This is a genomic window from Ruoffia sp. FAM 26255, assembly GCF_045528525.1.
GTDB classification, from domain to species: Bacteria; Bacillota; Bacilli; order Lactobacillales; family Aerococcaceae; genus Ruoffia; species Ruoffia tabacinasalis.
On sequence record NZ_JBGQQX010000015.1, the window covers coordinates 1 to 17145 of the forward strand.

The following is a 17145-nucleotide window of genomic DNA, read 5'->3' on the forward strand; positions in this document are numbered from 1 at the left end:
CCTTGGCAAAGAGGATCTAATGAGAATACAAATGGACTCCTTAGAGAGTACTCACCGAAAGGTGTTGATTTGACAGATGCAACTGATGAAGAGATACAAGGTTGGGCAACGAAATTAAATACACGTCCCAAAAAATGTTTGAATTGGAAAACACCTTATGAAATCTTTTATAAAACTGTGTTGCACTTAATTTGACAATTTAAGATACAAAAATAAGTAATAATAAATAAATATAAAAAAAACTTCCATCCACCAGGATTTTCCATTAAAATGTTACAAAGCTTAAATAGAGACACAAAACGTGTATATATAATAGAAAGAAATATTATTTTGAATTTTTTTTAAAAAAATGCGAAAAAAGCTTGCTTCTAAGTGTTGTGTTCGTTATAATATTCGTTGTGTCATAAGTAGATATATTTCTGCTGAACGTAACACAGCCCCCTATATTATAAGGTGGGCGAGCTATGAAGTGAGAGGTTGCGACACGCTAGGCTGAGTTGCCAATGACCAGTGTAGTCGGTAATTCTTGCGGAGCAAGTCAATTTAACAAATTTGACGGAGGAGGAAAAACAATGGCAAACCAAAAAATTCGTATTCGTCTGAAAGCTTATGAGCACCGCGCTCTTGATGTATCAGCGAACAAAATCGTAGAATCTGCACAAAGAACTGGAGCACAAACTGTAGGGCCAATCCCATTGCCAACAGAACGTTCGGTATATACAGTTATCCGTTCACCGCATAAATATAAAGATTCACGTGAGCAATTTGAGATGCGCACACACAAACGTTTAATCGATATCGTTAACCCAACTGCTAAAACAGTTGATGCATTAATGAAATTAGATTTACCAAGTGGTGTAGACGTAGAAATTAAGTTATAAAATAAAAAATAAAATGGAGGTGTACTCATGACCAAAGGAATCTTAGGAACAAAAGTAGGAATGACGCAATTCTTTACGGAGAATGGTGAGTTAATCCCTGTAACAGTAGTGGAAGCTCAACCAAACGTTGTATTACAAGTGAAATCAAATGAAACAGATGGATATGAATCTGTGCAATTAGGTTTCCAAGACAAACGTGAAGTATTAGCAACAAAACCTCATAAAGGTCATGTAGCGAAAGCAAACGCTACTCCTAAGCGCTTCATTCGCGAATTTCGTGATGTCGAGCTAGGAGAATATGAAGTTGGGCAAGAAATCACTGTAGAAACATTCGCAGTCGGAGACATCATCGATGTAACAGGAACATCTAAAGGTAAAGGTTTCCAAGGGGTTATTAAACGTCACGGCCAAGCTCGTGGACCAATGGCTCACGGATCTCGTTTCCACCGTCGCCCAGGTGCGATGGCAATGGCAGCTTCACCATCACGTGTTTTAAAAGGTAAAAAATTACCTGGACAAACTGGTAGTGAACAAGTGACGATTCAAAACTTAGAAATCGTTGCAGTAAATCCTGAAGATAACGTTATCTTAATTAAAGGTAATGTACCAGGTGCTAAAAAATCTTTAGTACAAATTAAAAAAGCAGTTAAATCTAACTAATTAAGAGGGGAGGAACGAGAATGACAAAAGTTACTTTATTTAAACAAGACGGATCGCAAGCTGGAGAAGTTGAGTTAAACGAATCGATCTTCGGTATCGAACCAAACGAAAGTGTTATGTTCGATGCAGTAATCATGCAACGTGCATCATTACGTCAAGGTACACACGCAGTTAAAAACCGTAACGCAGTTCGCGGTGGTGGACGTAAACCTTGGAGACAAAAAGGAACAGGTCGTGCACGTCAAGGATCTATCCGCTCACCACAATGGGTTGGGGGAGGAGTTGTCTTTGGTCCGACACCTCGTTCATACAGTTACAAATTACCAAGAAAAGTACGTCGTTTAGCAATTTTATCAGCATTATCACAAAAAGTTGTTGAAGATAAATTTGTAGTTGTTGATGGATTAAGCTTAGATGCACCAAAAACAAAAGACCTTAAAGGTATTTTATCTAACTTAAACTTAGACACTAAAACATTAATCGTTTTAGAAAATAACAACGATAACGCATACTTATCAGCTCGTAACATCGATAACGTTAAAGTTATTGACGAGAACAACATCAACGTATTAGACGTTGTTAACTATGACAAAGTATTAATCACTCAAGCAGCATTATCAACAGTAGAGGAGGCATTAGCATAATGGAATTTTCAGAAGTAATCCTACGTCCAGTAATTACTGAGCAATCTATGTATAACATTGACGATAACAAATACACTTTTGAAGTAGATCGTCGTGCTAACAAAAACCTTATTAAACAAGCTGTTGAAGCTATGTTTGAAGGCGTTAAAGTAGAGAAAGTAAATACTATCAACGTTGAAGGAAAAGCAAAACGTATGGGTCGTTACCAAGGATTCACACGTAAATACAAAAAAGCAATCATCACATTAAAAGCTGATTCAGCTAACATCGAATTATTCGAAACAGAAGAAGACGAAGAATAATTCACAAAATAAGATAAGTAGGAGGGAATTCGAGTGGCAATTAAACACTACAAACCGATAACTAACGGTCGTCGTAATATGACTGGTTATGACTTCTCAGAGATTACAACAAAAACTCCTGAAAAATCATTATTAGAATCGAAAAAACAAAGAGCTGGCCGTAATAGCCAAGGTAAAATCACAGTTCGTCACAACGGTGGTGGACACAAACGTGCTTACCGTGTTATCGACTTTAAACGTAACAAAGACAACGTTGTCGGAACAGTTAAAACTATCGAATATGATCCAAACCGTAGCGCGAATATCGCATTAATTAACTACGAAGATGGAATTAAAACATATATCATCGCACCAAAAGGACTTAAAGTAGGTCAAAAGATTGAATCAGGTGCTGAAGCAGATATCAAAGTAGGGAATGCATTACCATTAATCAATATCCCAGTTGGTACTGTAATTCACAATATTGAGTTAAAACCAGGTAAAGGTGGACAATTAGTTCGTTCTGCTGGAACAAGTGCTCAAGTATTAGGACAAGAAGGTAAATATACATTAGTACGTTTAGCTTCAGGTGAAGTTCGTATGATCTTATCAACTTGCCGTGCAACAATCGGAACTGTTGGTAACGAACAACACGAATTAATTAACATTGGTAAAGCAGGTCGTAAACGTTGGTTATCTAAACGTCCAACTGTTCGTGGATCTGTAATGAACCCTAACGATCACCCACACGGTGGTGGTGAAGGACGCGCTCCAATCGGACGTCCAAGTCCAATGTCACCTTGGGGTAAAAAGACTCTTGGTCTTAAAACTCGTAATGCTAAGAAAAAATCAAGTAAATTAATCGTTCGTGGACGTAAGAAATAATCGTATATAGATTAAATTTCCGAAGGGAGGCTACACTGTGAGTCGTAGTTTGAAAAAAGGGCCATTTATTGACGCACACTTAATGAAAAAAGTAGAAGCTCAAGAAGATGCTCAGAAAAAACAAGTTATTAAAACATGGTCGCGTCGTTCAACAATCTTCCCAAACTTCATTGGGCTAACAATTGCAGTATATGATGGACGTAAACATGTCCCAGTATACATCCAAGAAGATATGGTAGGACACAAATTGGGCGAATTCGCACCAACTCGTACATATAAAGGTCATGCAAATGACGATAAAAAAACAGGAAGACGTTAATAAAGGAGGGAAATTAGATGTCAGAACAAATTACATCTGCAACAGCAACAGCAAAAACAATCCGCATTGCCCCTCGTAAAGTTCGTCTAGTAACTGATTTAATTAGAGGAAAAAGCATAGGTGAAGCAATTTCTATTCTGAAATTCACACCAAGATCAGCATCACCTGCTGTCGAAAAAGTGTTAATGTCAGCTATTGCTAACGCGGAACACAACTATGATTTAGATTTAGAAAACTTATTCGTAAGTGAAGCTTTTGTTAACGAAGGACCAACTATGAAACGTTTCCGTCCTCGTGCTAAAGGATCAGCTTCACCAATCAATAAAAGAACAAGCCACATCACAATTGTGGTATCAGAGAAAGAGGAGGCATAATACATGGGTCAAAAAGTACATCCAATAGGTATGCGTGTTGGCGTAATCCGTGATTGGGATGCTAAATGGTATGCTGATAAAAAGTATGCCGACTTCCTACATGAAGATTTACGCATTCGTGAGTACATCTACGGTAAACTTTCAGACGCTTCAATTTCAACAATTCAAATTGAACGTGCTGCTAACCGTGTAATTGTTTCAGTTCATACTGCTAAACCAGGAATGGTTATTGGTAAAGGTGGATCTGAAGTTGATGCACTACGTGCACAGTTAAATAAATTAACTGGTAAAAAAGTACACATCAATATCGTGGAAATTAAACAAGCAAACTTAGACGCAAAATTAGTAGCAGAAGATATTGCTCGTCAATTAGAAAACCGTGTTGCATTCCGTCGTGCTCAAAAGCAAGCTATCCAACGTGTTATGCGTGCTGGTGCACAAGGAGTTAAAACACAAGTATCTGGTCGTTTAAACGGTGCTGATATGGCACGTACTGAACACTACAGTGAAGGTACAGTTCCATTACATACACTTCGCTCAGATATCGACTACGCTTGGGAAGAAGCAGACACTACATACGGTAAACTTGGAGTTAAAGTATGGATTTGTCGTGGAGAAATCCTTCCTGAAGTAAATGAAAACAACCAGAGAGGAGGAAATTAATCATGTTAGTACCTAAACGTGTAAAACACCGTCGTGAATTCCGTGGTAAAATGCGCGGAGAAGCTAAAGGTGGAAAAAACATCGACTTCGGAACATACGGATTAAGAGCCATTGAATCTAAATGGATCACAAACCGTCAAATCGAAGCAGCTCGTATAGCTATGACTCGTTATATGAAACGTGGTGGGAAAGTATGGATTAAAATCTTCCCTCACAAATCATACACATCTAAACCAATCGGTGTTCGTATGGGATCCGGTAAAGGTGCACCTGAAGGTTGGGTAGCTCCAGTTAAACGTGGTAAAATCTTGTTTGAAATCGATGGAGTTCCAGAAGAAGTAGCTCGTGAGGCTTTCCGTCTTGCATCAAACAAATTACCTATCAAAACAAAATTCGTAAAACGTGAAGAATATGGTGGTGAATCGAATGCAAATTAAAGAAATTAGAGAATTATCCGCTGCTGATATGGTTAACAAAGAAAAAGAATATAAAAAAGAATTATTCAATCTTCGATTCCAATTAGCAACAGGACAATTAGAAAACACTGCCCGTTTACGTCAAGTACGTAAAACAATCGCTCGTATTAAAACTGTCTTACGTGAACAAGAACTGACTAAATAATAAAAGGAGGCAGATGTTAAATGACTGAAGAACGTAACAAACGTAAAGTTTATCGTGGTCGTGTCGTTTCAGACAAAGGAGACAAAACAATCTCTGTTGTTGTTGAAACTCGTGTAGTACACCCTAAATACGGTAAACGTGTTAAATATTCAAAAAAATATACAGCACATGATGAAAATAACAGCGCAAAAGAAGGCGACATCGTCCGCATTATGGAAACTCGTCCATTATCTAAAACGAAACGCTTCCGTTTATTAGATATCGTTGAAGAAGCTGTAATTATCTAATACATAAAGAAGAAATCGGAAGGAGGACATCGGAATGATTCAACAAGAAAGTCGATTAAAAGTTGCCGACAACTCTGGTGCACGTGAAGTATTAACTATTAAAGTACTAGGTGGATCAGGTCGTAGAACAGCTAACATTGGTGATGTAATTGTTGCAACAGTTAAACATGCAACACCAGGTGGAGTTGTCAAAAAAGGTGACGTAGTAAAAGCAGTAATCGTACGCACAAAAACAGGAGCTCGCCGTAATGATGGGTCTTATATAAAATTTGACGAAAATGCATGTGTCATTATTCGTGATGATAAGACACCTCGTGGAACACGTATTTTTGGACCAGTTGCACGTGAATTACGTGACAACAACTTCATGCGTATCGTATCATTAGCTCCAGAAGTTCTTTAATCCAATTACGAAGGAGGAAACAATTCATGCGCATTAAATCAGGAGATACAGTAAAAATTATTGCTGGTAAAGATAAAGGCGAAACAGGAACAGTTCTTAAAACTTTACCTAAGCAAGATAAAGTGATCGTTGAAGGATTAAACATCCATAAACGTCACCAAAAACCTACTCAAATGGCGACAGGTGGAATCGAAGAATTCCCTGCTCCAATTCATGTATCAAACGTAAAATTAGTAGATTCTAACGGAGAAGCAACACGCGTTGGTTACCGTTTTGAAGATGGTAAAAAAGTACGTTTCTCTAAAAAATCAGATACAACACTTAACTAATCATTTTGGGAAGGAGGACAAAGTTTAATGGAAAGCCGTTTAAAACAAAGATATAATAACGAAATCACTAGCAAATTAGTTGAACAATTTAACTACTCTTCTGTTATGGAAGTACCAAAAATAGATAAAATTGTTGTTAACATGGGTGTTGGTGATGCAGTTTCAAATGCTAAAAACTTAGATAAAGCAGTTGCAGAATTAACATTATTAACTGGACAAAAACCAGTTATTACTAAAGCTAAGAAATCAATTGCAGGTTTCCGTCTTCGTGAGGGAATGCCAATTGGAGCTAAAGTTACTTTACGTGGACAAAGAATGTATGACTTCTTAGACAAATTGATCACAGTATCATTACCACGTGTACGTGACTTCCAAGGTATCTCAAACAAAGCCTTTGATGGTCGTGGAAACTACACTTTAGGTGTTAAAGAACAATTAATTTTCCCAGAAATTAACTACGATAACGTAGATAAAGTTCGTGGAATGGATATTGTAATCGTAACAACAGCAAACACTGACGAAGAATCACATGCCTTACTTAAAGAGTTAGGTATGCCGTTTAAAAAATAATAAAGGAGGCGAATCGTATTGGCTAAAAAATCAATGGTAGAAAAAAATCAACGTACACCAAAATATAAAGTAAGAGAATACACACGTTGTGAACGTTGTGGACGTCCGCATTCAGTTTACCGTAAGTTCAAACTTTGCCGTATTTGCTTCCGTGAACTTGCTTATAAAGGACAAATTCCTGGCGTTAAGAAAGCAAGCTGGTAATTCAAATACTTTTAAACTAAGGAGGTAAATACACATGGTAATGACAGATCCAATTGCAGATTTTCTAACAAGAATTCGTAATGCAAATGCACAAAAACATACATCTGTAACAGCACCATCTTCTAATACTAAAGTGGCAATTGCTGAAATCTTAAAAAACGAAGGTTTCATTAAAGGTTATGAAGTAACTGAAGATAACAAACAAAATGTAATTAAATTAAACTTAAAATACGGACGTAATAACGAAAAAGTTATTACAGGTCTAAAACGTATTTCTAAACCAGGTTTACGTGTTTACGCTAAATCTGAAGATATTCCTAAAGTTTTAAATGGCTTAGGAATCGCAATCGTCTCAACTTCTCGTGGCTTAGTAACTGATAAAGTTGCAAGAAATGAAAAAATCGGTGGAGAAATTTTAGCATACGTTTGGTAATTTGTAGATAAATATTATAAAATATAAGGAGGTGCGGTACTGTGAGTCGTATAGGTAAAAAACCTGTAGTAATTCCATCAGGAGTTACCGTAGAACTAAATGGTACTACAGCAACTGTTAAAGGCCCAAAAGGCGAATTAACTCGTGAACTATCGCCAGCAATTTCATTAGAAATCGCGGATAACGAAATCACTTTCACTCGTCCAAATGACAATAAAGCTAACCGCTCAATCCATGGTACAACTCGTTCATTAATTGCTAACATGATCGAAGGTGTGTCTACAGGATTTAAAAAAGAATTAGAATTAATCGGTGTAGGTTATCGTGCACAAAAACAAGGTAACAAACTTACATTGAGTGTTGGTTTATCACACCCAGTTGAATTCGAAGCTAGCGAAGGTGTAGATTTTGAAGTTCCTTCGAATACACAAATCATCGTTCAAGGATTCAACAAAGAAAAAGTTGGAGAATTAGCAGCAAACATTCGTGCAGTTCGTCCACCAGAGCCGTATAAAGGTAAAGGAATTCGCTATGTTGGTGAATTTGTTCGCCGTAAAGAAGGTAAAACTGGTAAATAATAAATAAAAAATTAAAGAGGTGACAAAATGATTTCAAAACCAGAAAGAAATAAATTACGTAAAAAAAGACATTTACGTATCCGTAATAGAATCTCTGGTACTGCAGAGTGCCCACGCTTAAGTGTATTCCGTTCGAATACTAACATCTACGCTCAATTAATTGATGACGTAGCGGGTGTGACGCTAGTCAGTGCCTCTTCACAAGACGAAGAAGTTAAATCAAATGGATCAAAAGTCGAACAAGCTGCATCAGTTGGTAAATTAGTTGCCGATCGCGCAACAGCTGCTGGACATAAAACAGTAGTATTTGACCGTGGTGGATATGTATATCACGGACGTGTACAAGCATTAGCTGAAGCTGCTCGTGAAAACGGCTTAGAATTTTAATAGAAAGGGGAACATTGTTTAATGGAATTTATTAATCCAGAAACATTAGGCGAAATTGAAGATCGCGTAGTTGCGATTAACCGCGTAACTAAAGTTGTTAAAGGTGGACGCCGTCTACGTTTCTCTGCTTTAGTAGTTGTTGGTGATAAGAATGGTCACGTTGGTTTTGCTACAGGTAAAGCTCAAGAAGTACCAGAAGCAATCCGTAAAGGTATCGAAAATGCTAAGAAAAACATGATTAAAGTCCCTACATCAGGAACAACTATTCCACATGAAATCGTTGGTGAATTCTGTGGAGGACAAGTATTACTTAAGCCTGCAACTGCCGGTTCTGGGGTTGCCGCTGGTGGACCAGTTCGTGCCGTTATTGAGTTAGCTGGTATTGCTGACGTAACAAGTAAATCACTTGGATCAAATACACCAATTAACATGATTTCTGCAACTGTTGAAGGTCTTAAAAATCTTAAAGAAGCCGATGAAGTTGCTGCATTACGTGGCAAATCAGTCGAAGAACTTTTAGGTTAGGAGGACATTCAATGGCCAACTTAGAAATCACATTAAAACGTAGCTTTATTGGACGTAAACAAAACCAAATTCAAACAGCTAAAGCGTTAGGCTTAACAAAACTTAATAAGAGTGTAGTGAAACCTGACAATGAATCTGTTCGTGGAATGGTTCGTACAATAAGCCATTTAGTAGAAGTCAAAGAAGCTTAAGTTTAAAATCTTATATAAGGAGGTGCCGAAGGAATGAAACTTCATACATTACAACCTGCTGAAGGATCACGCAAATTACGTAACCGTGTTGGGCGTGGACAAGGTTCAGGGAACGGAAAAACAGCTGGTCGTGGACAAAAAGGTCAAAAAGCACGTTCAGGCGGTGGAGTACGTTTAGGATTTGAAGGTGGACAAACACCTTTATTCCGTCGTTTACCAAAACGTGGTTTCACTAACATCAATCGTAAAGATTATGCTGTAGTGAACTTAGAAACATTAAATCGTTTTGAAGATGGCACAACAGTTACACCAGCTTTATTAATCGAAACTGGCGTTGTGAAAAACGAATTATCAGGAATTAAAATTTTAGGTGATGGTAAATTAGAGAAAACATTAACAGTTCAAGCTGCTAAATTCTCTAAATCTGCAGAAGAAGCTATCACTGGTGCTGGTGGATCGATTGAGGTGATTTAATGTTTTCCTTCTTGAAAAATGCATTCACTGTTAGAGATATTCGACGTAGAATTTTATATACATTATTTATCTTCGCAGTATTCCGTTTAGGGTCTCATATCCCAGTACCAGGTGTTAATGCTGGTGCTTTACAAACATTAGGCAACACTGGGGTATTAGGTTTATTGAATACTTTTGGTGGAGGTGCACTACAAAGATATTCTATCTTTGCTATGGGTGTATCGCCATACATTACTGCATCAATCATTATGCAATTATTGCAAATGGACTTAGTTCCTAAGTTTACCGAATGGGCCAAACAAGGTGAAGTCGGTAGACGTAAGCTTAATCAAGCTACTACTTACACAGCAATAGTTTTAGGTTTTATCCAATCTTTAGGATTATCATTTGGGTTTAACCAGTTATCTGGTTTAGGTTTAATTAATGACCCTACAATGGCAACTTATCTAACAATTGCTTTAATCTTAACGGCTGGAACAATGTTCTTAGTTTGGTTAGGTGAGCAAATCACGCGTAATGGTGTCGGAAACGGAGTATCTATGTTGATCTTCGCCGGTATTGTTGCAGAAGTGCCAAAAGATTTTTATGGATTTTTCCAATCATCTATATCAGGTGTGACAGGTAATGAACTGACCCAAAATTTACTGATTTTATTAGCCATCGTACTAGTAATCATCGTAAGTATTGTTATTGTTGTTCTAATGGAAAGAGCACAAAGACGTATTCCAATTCATCACTCTAAGAAAGCAACTGGTGCCCGTCATACAGCGCACTTACCATTAAAGATTAACTCTGCTGGTGTTATTCCTGTAATTTTCGCAACGTCGTTTATTACAACACCACAAACAATCTTTTCTTTCTTAAGTACTGACAACGCAGGTCCAGTGATGCAGTTTTTCGGAAACTTGTTTAACTTACAACATCCATTAGGAGCAGTATTCTATACTGTATTACTCATTGCCTTTACTTATTTCTATTCATTAGTACAGGTTAACCCTGAGAAAGTAGCAGAAAATTTACAGAAACAAGGCGCTTATATTCCAAGTGTACGTCCTGGTAATGATACCGAGACATTTATTACACAATTAATTAATCGCTTAAGTGGGGTCGGCGCATTATATCTAACATTAATCGCCGTATTACCGATCGTTGCTGGATTTATCTGGGAAATACCAATGAATATTTCATTAAGTGGAACAAGTATTTTGATTGTTGTAGGTGTTGCTATAGAAACAACTAAACAAATCGAAGGTAGAATGGTAAAACGTCGCTATAAAGGATTTCTTTATCAATAGTTCATCGATATTAAATAAGTAAGGACGATTTATATGAATATTTTATTAATGGGCCTTCCCGGAGCAGGGAAAGGAACACAAAGTGAACATATCTCCACAGATTATTCAATGGTACATATTGCAACAGGGGATATCTTCCGTGAAGCAATTAAGAATGAAACGAAATTGGGATTAGAAGCTAAATCATATACAGATGCTGGTAATCTTGTGCCGGATGATGTCACGAATAACTTAGTTCGTGAACGTTTATCACAATCAGATGTACAAGCAGATGGGTTTATGCTAGACGGGTACCCAAGAACGCTTCACCAAGCACATGCACTAGAAGAGAATTTAAAAGATATGAATTCTGATATTGACGCTGTTATTTATATCGATGTTGATTCAGATGTCCTTGAAAAACGTCTAAGCGGTAGAATTATTTGTCGTGATTGTGGAGCTACGTATCATAAAGTATACAATCCACCTTCAGTTGATGGTGTTTGTGATAACTGTGGTTCTCATGACTTCTATCAACGTGAAGACGACAAGCCAGAAAAAGTTAGACATCGTATTAACTTACAGATGGAATCAATTAAACCGATCTTAGAATTCTACGATGATAAAAACATACTACACCGCATTAGTGGTGAAAATCCGATTGAAGTAGTTTATCGTGAGATACGTAATATTCTTGGAGAATAGATACCAAAGCATTTCACTAACTGGTAAAAAAAGGAGGAAGTATTAATGGCTAAAGATGATGTTATTGAAGTAGAAGGAATTATATTAGAAACCTTGCCAAATGCAATGTTCAAAGTTGAATTAGAAAATGGCCACGAAATTTTAGCTCATGTTTCAGGTAAAATTCGTATGAACTATATCCGTATTTTGCCAGGAGATAAAGTAACAGTTGAAATGTCTCCTTATGATTTGACAAAAGGTCGAATTACATATCGCTTTAAATAGTCGATGGTTAAGAAGTTTAAGGAGGGAAAATGATGAAAGTTAGAGCATCAGTAAAACCAATTTGTGAGAAGTGCAAAGTTATCCGCCGTAATGGTAAAGTAATGGTAATTTGCGAAAATCCAAAACACAAACAACGTCAAGGTTAATTTTAAGAAAAAGGAGGAAACTAGTCTATGGCTCGTATAGCAGGAGTTGATATTCCACGTGACAAACGTATTGTTATTTCATTAACATATATCTTTGGAATCGGGAACACTACAGCAAAACAAATCTGTGCAGATGCTAATGTATCTGAAAACACTCGCGTACAAGATTTATCTAACGATGAATTAGACCGTTTACGTTCTATTGTTGACGGAATCAAAGTTGAAGGTGATTTACGTCGTGAAGTAAGTTTAGACATCAAACGTTTACAAGAAATCGGATCATACCGTGGTAACCGTCACCGTCGTAACTTACCAGTTCGCGGACAAAACACTAAAAACAACGCTCGTACCCGTAAAGGTCCTAAAAAAGCAGTTCAAGGTAAGAAATAATTAATTTAAAAGGGAGGTTAAGACTTCATGGCAAAAAGACAACAAGCTCGTAGACGTCGTCGCGACAGAAAAAATATTGAACGTGGAATCGCACATATTCGTTCAACATTCAATAATACAATCGTTATGATTACAGACGAGAATGGTAACGCACTTTCTTGGTCATCAGCAGGATCATTAGGATTCCGTGGATCAAAAAAATCTACTCCATTTGCTGCTCAAATGGCATCAGAAGTTGCTGCTAAAGGCGCAATGGAACATGGTATGAAATCTGTAGAGGTTGCAGTTAAAGGACCAGGATCTGGTCGTGAATCGGCAATCCGTTCATTACAGGCAGCTGGATTAGAGGTTTCAGCAATTCGTGACGTAACCCCAATCCCACATAACGGTGCTCGTCCACCAAAACGTCGTCGTGTTTAATGATAATTCCTATATTTAAAAACTTTTAATGTTGCTACAAAATTATCATTGAGACATAACGTATTGAAAGGGGAAAATTACTAATGATCGAGATTGAAAAACCAGAGATTACTACGGTTGAAGTCAGTGAAGATGAAAAATTTGGCAAGATCGTGATTGAACCATTAGAACGTGGATATGGAACAACTCTTGGAAACTCATTACGTCGTATTCTGCTATCTTCATTACCAGGTGCAGCAGTAACTAATATTCAAATTGATGGTGTGCTTCATGAGTTTGCTACAGTCGATGGTGTAGTGGAAGATGTTCCTACGATCATTTTAAACTTGAAGAAGTTAGCCCTTAAATTGCACACAGAAGAAAGCAAAGTAATTGAATTAAATGTTGCGGGTCCAAAAACAGTAACAGCTGCTGACATTATTCATGATAATGATGTACAAATTTTAAATCCTGATTTACATATTTGTACCTTAGCCGAAGATGCAGAATTGAACATGCGTATTAGCGTGTCCAACGGTCGAGGTTATGCACGTAGCGAATACAATAAGAGTGATGATATGCCAATTGGTGTATTACCAATCGATTCAATATATACACCAATTGAAAAAGTGAATTATCAAGTTGAAAATACACGTATTGGTCAAAAGAATATATTTGATAAATTGACTTTAGACATTTGGACAGACGGATCAATTAGTCCAGAAAAATCTTTAAGTTTAGCTGCAAAAATATTGACTGAACATTTAAATATCTTTGTTAACTTAAACGATGAAGCACGCGAAGCAGAAATCATGGTTGAAAAAGAAGAAGCAGAAAAAGAAAAAGTTCTTATCATGACAATTGAAGAATTAGACTTATCTGTTCGATCTTACAACTGCTTGAAACGTGCTGGAATTAATACAATTCAAGAACTTACAAATAAAACTGAAGCTGAAATGATGAAAGTTCGTAACTTAGGACGTAAATCATTATCAGAAGTTAAAGGCAAATTAGATGATCTAGGCCTAAGTCTGAAAGACGACGAATAATAGATCATTAGGGTTTATTTTACAAGAAATGGAGGAATCTTAATGGCATACCGTAAATTAGGACGTACAAGTACACAACGTAAAGCATTACTACGTGATTTAACGACTGATGTAATTATCAACGAACGTATCGAAACAACAGAAGCTCGTGCTAAAGAAGTTCGTAAAACTGTTGAAAAAATGATTACATTAGGTAAGAAAGGTGACTTAGCTTCTCGTCGTAAGGCAGCTTCATTCTTACGCCGCGAATTAGCTGATGCTCGTATTGAAGATGACGAAGTAATTATTGAATCAGTATTAGATCGTTTATTCGATAATTATGCTAACCGTTATGAAAACCGTAATGGAGGTTATACTCGTATCCTTAAAAAAGGACCACGACGTGGTGACGCTGCTCCAATGGTAATCTTAGAGTTAGTTTAATAATTTAATAAGAACCAATAGTTTAGTCACTTAATGATGGAGAGTGTTATGATCAATAATTTGGTCTAGCTCTAATGCACAAGCAATGTTTATTGCTTAGATTGGAGGGGATTTTCTCCTCCAATCCATGTGCTTCTATCGTAAGTGCTTTTTTTATAGTTAAGTATATGATTGTTTTGAGAAAAGAATCGAATTAAATGGTATATTTACCTATGAAAAAATCAGAAAGATGTGTCGCGAAAGGAAGATAATAATGAAAAGTCCTATCATCGAGTTAAAAGATATATCATTTCAATATCAAGGCGTAGAGTCTTTTGCTTTGACGAATGTTAATCTGACCATCAATAAAGGGGAATGGGTTGCATTAATCGGACCAAACGGATCAGGGAAGTCAACTTTAGCAAAAATTATGAATGGTCTTTTGGTGCCTGAAAGTGGAAAAGTATTTATCAATGGTAAATTACTAGATGAAGAAACCGTTTGGGAAGCTAGAAGATCTGTCGGAATGGTCTTTCAAAATCCTGATAACCAATTTGTTGGGGCAACGGTTGAAGACGATGTTGCTTTTGGTCTAGAAAACAATGGAGTTGAACGTCTAGAGATGATTCAACGTGTTGATGAAGCACTTCAACAAGTTAGAATGTCTGATCATAAAAAGAAAGAACCCGCTCGTTTATCTGGTGGGCAAAAACAAAGAGTGGCACTTGCAAGCGTCATTGCTTTACGACCAGATGTAATTTTACTAGATGAAGCAACGGCGATGTTAGATCCTTTGGGTCGCGAAGAAGTGATTGAAGCAATTGAGAAAGTAAAAGAACAATATGATTTAACTGTTATCTCTATCACACATGATATCGATGAAGCTTCCAAAGCAGATCGAATTATTGTGATGAAAGATGGCGAAAAGAAAAGTGAAGGTGTTCCTGCCGATATCTTTAATTTAGGTGAAGGTCTCATTGATATGGGACTAGATTTACCATTCACACAGAAGTTGAAACATGCTTTAATGGAGCGTGGAGTAGATATACCGGATGAATATTTTGATGAGGAGGCTTTATTACAATGGATAATCCAATCGTATTTAACAATGTAGATCATATTTATAATGCGGGTAGTCCATTTGCCGTTTCTGCATTAAAAAATGTGAACTTAAGTATTCCTAAAGGAAAGATTACTGCCATTATCGGACATACTGGGTCAGGAAAATCAACACTTATCCAACATCTAAACGTGTTGTTACGACCAACGCATGGTACTGTAAAGATTAATGATGTAGAAATTACTGCTGATTCAAAAAATAAAAATTTAAAAGCACTGAGAAAACAAGTCAGTGTTGTGTTTCAATTTCCAGAGTCTCAGTTATTTGAAGAAACCGTCTTAAAAGATGTCATGTTTGGACCTTTAAACTTTGATGTATCCGAAGAAGAAGCTGAACGCATTGCGCGTGAGAAACTGTCTTTAGTCGGTTTATCTGAGAATCTTTACGACCGATCTCCGTTTGACTTGAGTGGAGGTCAAATGAGACGTGTCGCTATTGCTGGTGTTCTAGCCTTGGAACCAAGCGTTCTCGTTCTTGATGAACCGACAGCTGGTTTAGATCCAGCGGGTCAGAAGTACATGCTAGAGATGTTTGTAAATTTACATCGCGAACAAAACATCACACTCGTTTTAGTAACACATCAAATGGAAGATGTGGCTTTATATGCCGATAATGTCATTGTGATGGAGAATGGAACAGTGGTTAAGACAGGAGAACCATTAGAAATTTTTAAAGATGAGGATAAACTAGACACATTACAATTATCTCTACCTCATTCGCTACAGTTTTTTAAAGATATTGATACTCAGTTAGAAACAACTTATATAAAAGAGACTCAACCGATTACAGTAGAGCAACTAGCAGATGAGATTGTAAAAATTAAACAATCTCGTACTCTAAAGAGTGAGGTGTCAGAAAATGTTTGATAAATTACTTTTAGGCCGCTATTTACAAGGTAATTCAATAATTCATGAATTAGATCCCCGCACTAAGTTATTAGGTAGTTTCTCTTTCATTGTGATTGTTTTTTTAGCAAATCATTGGCTAGCTTACTTACTCCTTGCAGCATTTGTATTTTTTGTCATCAAATTAAGTAATATTTCTATATCTTACTTTTTACGTGGAATTCGACCAATGTTGTGGATTATTATGTTTACCGTTATATTTCAGATGTTATTTACTGTGGGAGGAACGGTTTATTTCCAATTAGGTCCGATAACAATTACATCTTTAGGGGTAATCAATGCGATTTATATCTTTATGCGATTAGTCTTAATTATTATGATGTCAACCATCTTAACTCTTACAACAGCACCATTAGAATTAACAGATGGTATTGAACACTTATTAAGACCGTTGTCTCGTTTAGGTTTTCCATCACACGAAGTGGCGTTAATGCTCTCCATTGCTTTACGTTATGTTCCTACTTTGATGGATGAAGCGCAAAAGATTATGAATGCTCAAAGAGCTCGAGGGGTAGAATTCGATGAAGGTAGTTTCATTGACCGTGTTAAGGCTATGGTACCCATCTTAATTCCACTGTTCGTTAGCGCATTTAACCGGGCTGATGAGATGGCGATTGCCATGGAAGCTCGAGGTTATCGAGGTGGGGAAGGTCGGACAAAATATAGACAATTAAAATTCTCAAAAATAGATGCTTATGCACTCTTAACTTTATTATTAGTAACAACGGCGTTAATTGCGATTCGAATATTTATTTGATAATTTGTAATTGGAGGTAAACTGA

At 36.8% G+C, this 17145-nt stretch carries 33 protein-coding genes; all 33 read left to right on the forward strand.

What is annotated here, in order from left to right:
- A partial coding sequence (locus ACEN31_RS04460) for a transposase (protein WP_407108758.1) occupies positions 1 to 195 on the forward strand: 195 nt, incomplete at its 5' end.
- 377 nt (positions 196 to 572) lie between these two features.
- A complete protein-coding gene (rpsJ, locus tag ACEN31_RS04465) occupies positions 573 to 881 on the forward strand; it encodes a 30S ribosomal protein S10 (RefSeq protein WP_138404402.1) in 309 nt (102 codons plus the stop codon).
- A 27-nt stretch (positions 882 to 908) separates the two neighbouring features.
- Positions 909 to 1541: a 50S ribosomal protein L3 gene (rplC, locus tag ACEN31_RS04470; RefSeq protein ID WP_197103581.1), complete on the forward strand. Its 633-nt coding sequence runs from the start codon at positions 909 to 911 to the stop codon at positions 1539 to 1541.
- 20 nt (positions 1542 to 1561) lie between these two features.
- On the forward strand, positions 1562 to 2185 hold the full coding sequence (rplD, locus tag ACEN31_RS04475) for a 50S ribosomal protein L4 (RefSeq protein WP_138404400.1): 624 nt from the start codon (positions 1562 to 1564) through the stop codon (positions 2183 to 2185).
- Positions 2185 to 2487 (forward strand): 50S ribosomal protein L23, encoded by a 303-nt coding sequence (gene rplW / locus ACEN31_RS04480; protein ID WP_138404399.1) that lies wholly within the window; start codon positions 2185 to 2187, stop codon positions 2485 to 2487. Before rplD ends, rplW begins: the two co-directional genes overlap by 1 nt.
- 33 nt (positions 2488 to 2520) lie before the next feature.
- Positions 2521 to 3351 (forward strand): 50S ribosomal protein L2, encoded by an 831-nt coding sequence (rplB, locus tag ACEN31_RS04485; protein WP_138404398.1) that lies wholly within the window; start codon positions 2521 to 2523, stop codon positions 3349 to 3351.
- Positions 3352 to 3388: 37 nt separating this feature from the next.
- Complete coding sequence (rpsS, locus tag ACEN31_RS04490; RefSeq protein WP_138404397.1) at positions 3389 to 3670, forward strand: 30S ribosomal protein S19; 282 nt, start codon at positions 3389 to 3391, stop codon at positions 3668 to 3670.
- 17 nt (positions 3671 to 3687) lie between these two features.
- Complete coding sequence (gene rplV, locus ACEN31_RS04495) at positions 3688 to 4044, forward strand: 50S ribosomal protein L22 (RefSeq protein WP_138404396.1); 357 nt, start codon at positions 3688 to 3690, stop codon at positions 4042 to 4044.
- Between the two features lie 3 nt (positions 4045 to 4047).
- On the forward strand, positions 4048 to 4707 hold the full coding sequence (gene rpsC / locus ACEN31_RS04500) for a 30S ribosomal protein S3 (RefSeq protein ID WP_138404395.1): 660 nt from the start codon (positions 4048 to 4050) through the stop codon (positions 4705 to 4707).
- A gap of 2 nt (positions 4708 to 4709) precedes the next feature.
- On the forward strand, positions 4710 to 5144 hold the full coding sequence (gene rplP / locus ACEN31_RS04505; protein WP_138404394.1) for a 50S ribosomal protein L16: 435 nt from the start codon (positions 4710 to 4712) through the stop codon (positions 5142 to 5144).
- On the forward strand, positions 5134 to 5328 hold the full coding sequence (gene rpmC, locus ACEN31_RS04510; protein WP_138404393.1) for a 50S ribosomal protein L29: 195 nt from the start codon (positions 5134 to 5136) through the stop codon (positions 5326 to 5328). Before rplP ends, rpmC begins: the two co-directional genes overlap by 11 nt.
- Positions 5329 to 5348: 20 nt before the next feature.
- On the forward strand, positions 5349 to 5615 hold the full coding sequence (gene rpsQ / locus ACEN31_RS04515; RefSeq protein WP_138404392.1) for a 30S ribosomal protein S17: 267 nt from the start codon (positions 5349 to 5351) through the stop codon (positions 5613 to 5615).
- A 34-nt stretch (positions 5616 to 5649) separates the two neighbouring features.
- Positions 5650 to 6018, forward strand: a complete 369-nt coding sequence (gene rplN, locus ACEN31_RS04520; protein WP_138404391.1) for a 50S ribosomal protein L14 — start codon at positions 5650 to 5652, stop codon at positions 6016 to 6018.
- Positions 6019 to 6044: 26 nt separating this feature from the next.
- On the forward strand, positions 6045 to 6347 hold the full coding sequence (gene rplX / locus ACEN31_RS04525; RefSeq protein ID WP_138404390.1) for a 50S ribosomal protein L24: 303 nt from the start codon (positions 6045 to 6047) through the stop codon (positions 6345 to 6347).
- A gap of 27 nt (positions 6348 to 6374) precedes the next feature.
- Positions 6375 to 6917 (forward strand): 50S ribosomal protein L5, encoded by a 543-nt coding sequence (rplE, locus tag ACEN31_RS04530; RefSeq protein WP_138404389.1) that lies wholly within the window; start codon positions 6375 to 6377, stop codon positions 6915 to 6917.
- A gap of 18 nt (positions 6918 to 6935) precedes the next feature.
- Positions 6936 to 7121: a type Z 30S ribosomal protein S14 gene (locus ACEN31_RS04535; protein ID WP_138404388.1), complete on the forward strand. Its 186-nt coding sequence runs from the start codon at positions 6936 to 6938 to the stop codon at positions 7119 to 7121.
- A gap of 34 nt (positions 7122 to 7155) precedes the next feature.
- On the forward strand, positions 7156 to 7554 hold the full coding sequence (gene rpsH, locus ACEN31_RS04540; protein ID WP_138404387.1) for a 30S ribosomal protein S8: 399 nt from the start codon (positions 7156 to 7158) through the stop codon (positions 7552 to 7554).
- Between the two features lie 41 nt (positions 7555 to 7595).
- Positions 7596 to 8132: a 50S ribosomal protein L6 gene (rplF, locus tag ACEN31_RS04545; protein ID WP_138404386.1), complete on the forward strand. Its 537-nt coding sequence runs from the start codon at positions 7596 to 7598 to the stop codon at positions 8130 to 8132.
- A gap of 27 nt (positions 8133 to 8159) precedes the next feature.
- Complete coding sequence (gene rplR / locus ACEN31_RS04550; protein ID WP_138404385.1) at positions 8160 to 8519, forward strand: 50S ribosomal protein L18; 360 nt, start codon at positions 8160 to 8162, stop codon at positions 8517 to 8519.
- A gap of 21 nt (positions 8520 to 8540) precedes the next feature.
- Complete coding sequence (rpsE, locus tag ACEN31_RS04555; RefSeq protein WP_138404384.1) at positions 8541 to 9044, forward strand: 30S ribosomal protein S5; 504 nt, start codon at positions 8541 to 8543, stop codon at positions 9042 to 9044.
- A gap of 11 nt (positions 9045 to 9055) precedes the next feature.
- Positions 9056 to 9235 (forward strand): 50S ribosomal protein L30, encoded by a 180-nt coding sequence (gene rpmD / locus ACEN31_RS04560; protein ID WP_138404383.1) that lies wholly within the window; start codon positions 9056 to 9058, stop codon positions 9233 to 9235.
- Between the two features lie 33 nt (positions 9236 to 9268).
- Entirely contained in the window at positions 9269 to 9709 is a 441-nt protein-coding gene (gene rplO / locus ACEN31_RS04565; protein ID WP_407090543.1) for a 50S ribosomal protein L15, read from the forward strand.
- Positions 9709 to 11004, forward strand: coding sequence for a preprotein translocase subunit SecY (secY, locus tag ACEN31_RS04570; RefSeq protein WP_407090542.1), 1296 nt, complete (start codon positions 9709 to 9711; stop codon positions 11002 to 11004). Before rplO ends, secY begins: the two co-directional genes overlap by 1 nt.
- A gap of 33 nt (positions 11005 to 11037) precedes the next feature.
- Positions 11038 to 11688 (forward strand): adenylate kinase, encoded by a 651-nt coding sequence (locus ACEN31_RS04575; protein ID WP_407090541.1) that lies wholly within the window; start codon positions 11038 to 11040, stop codon positions 11686 to 11688.
- A 45-nt stretch (positions 11689 to 11733) separates the two neighbouring features.
- On the forward strand, positions 11734 to 11952 hold the full coding sequence (gene infA, locus ACEN31_RS04580) for a translation initiation factor IF-1 (RefSeq protein WP_138404379.1): 219 nt from the start codon (positions 11734 to 11736) through the stop codon (positions 11950 to 11952).
- 32 nt (positions 11953 to 11984) lie between these two features.
- Complete coding sequence (rpmJ, locus tag ACEN31_RS04585; protein WP_124058139.1) at positions 11985 to 12098, forward strand: 50S ribosomal protein L36; 114 nt, start codon at positions 11985 to 11987, stop codon at positions 12096 to 12098.
- Positions 12099 to 12125: 27 nt separating this feature from the next.
- On the forward strand, positions 12126 to 12488 hold the full coding sequence (gene rpsM, locus ACEN31_RS04590) for a 30S ribosomal protein S13 (RefSeq protein ID WP_138404378.1): 363 nt from the start codon (positions 12126 to 12128) through the stop codon (positions 12486 to 12488).
- A 27-nt stretch (positions 12489 to 12515) separates the two neighbouring features.
- On the forward strand, positions 12516 to 12908 hold the full coding sequence (rpsK, locus tag ACEN31_RS04595; protein WP_138404377.1) for a 30S ribosomal protein S11: 393 nt from the start codon (positions 12516 to 12518) through the stop codon (positions 12906 to 12908).
- A gap of 83 nt (positions 12909 to 12991) precedes the next feature.
- The gene (locus tag ACEN31_RS04600; RefSeq protein ID WP_218931539.1) at positions 12992 to 13936 is read left to right on the forward strand and encodes a DNA-directed RNA polymerase subunit alpha; all 945 of its coding nucleotides are present in this window, start codon (positions 12992 to 12994) and stop codon (positions 13934 to 13936) included.
- Positions 13937 to 13978: 42 nt separating this feature from the next.
- The gene (gene rplQ / locus ACEN31_RS04605) at positions 13979 to 14359 is read left to right on the forward strand and encodes a 50S ribosomal protein L17 (protein WP_138404375.1); all 381 of its coding nucleotides are present in this window, start codon (positions 13979 to 13981) and stop codon (positions 14357 to 14359) included.
- Positions 14360 to 14612: 253 nt separating this feature from the next.
- Positions 14613 to 15452, forward strand: a complete 840-nt coding sequence (locus ACEN31_RS04610; protein ID WP_407090540.1) for an energy-coupling factor ABC transporter ATP-binding protein — start codon at positions 14613 to 14615, stop codon at positions 15450 to 15452.
- On the forward strand, positions 15422 to 16324 hold the full coding sequence (locus ACEN31_RS04615) for an energy-coupling factor ABC transporter ATP-binding protein (protein WP_407090539.1): 903 nt from the start codon (positions 15422 to 15424) through the stop codon (positions 16322 to 16324). Before ACEN31_RS04610 ends, ACEN31_RS04615 begins: the two co-directional genes overlap by 31 nt.
- On the forward strand, positions 16317 to 17120 hold the full coding sequence (locus ACEN31_RS04620) for an energy-coupling factor transporter transmembrane component T (protein ID WP_338489924.1): 804 nt from the start codon (positions 16317 to 16319) through the stop codon (positions 17118 to 17120). Before ACEN31_RS04615 ends, ACEN31_RS04620 begins: the two co-directional genes overlap by 8 nt.
- Positions 17121 to 17145 lie beyond the last annotated feature (25 nt).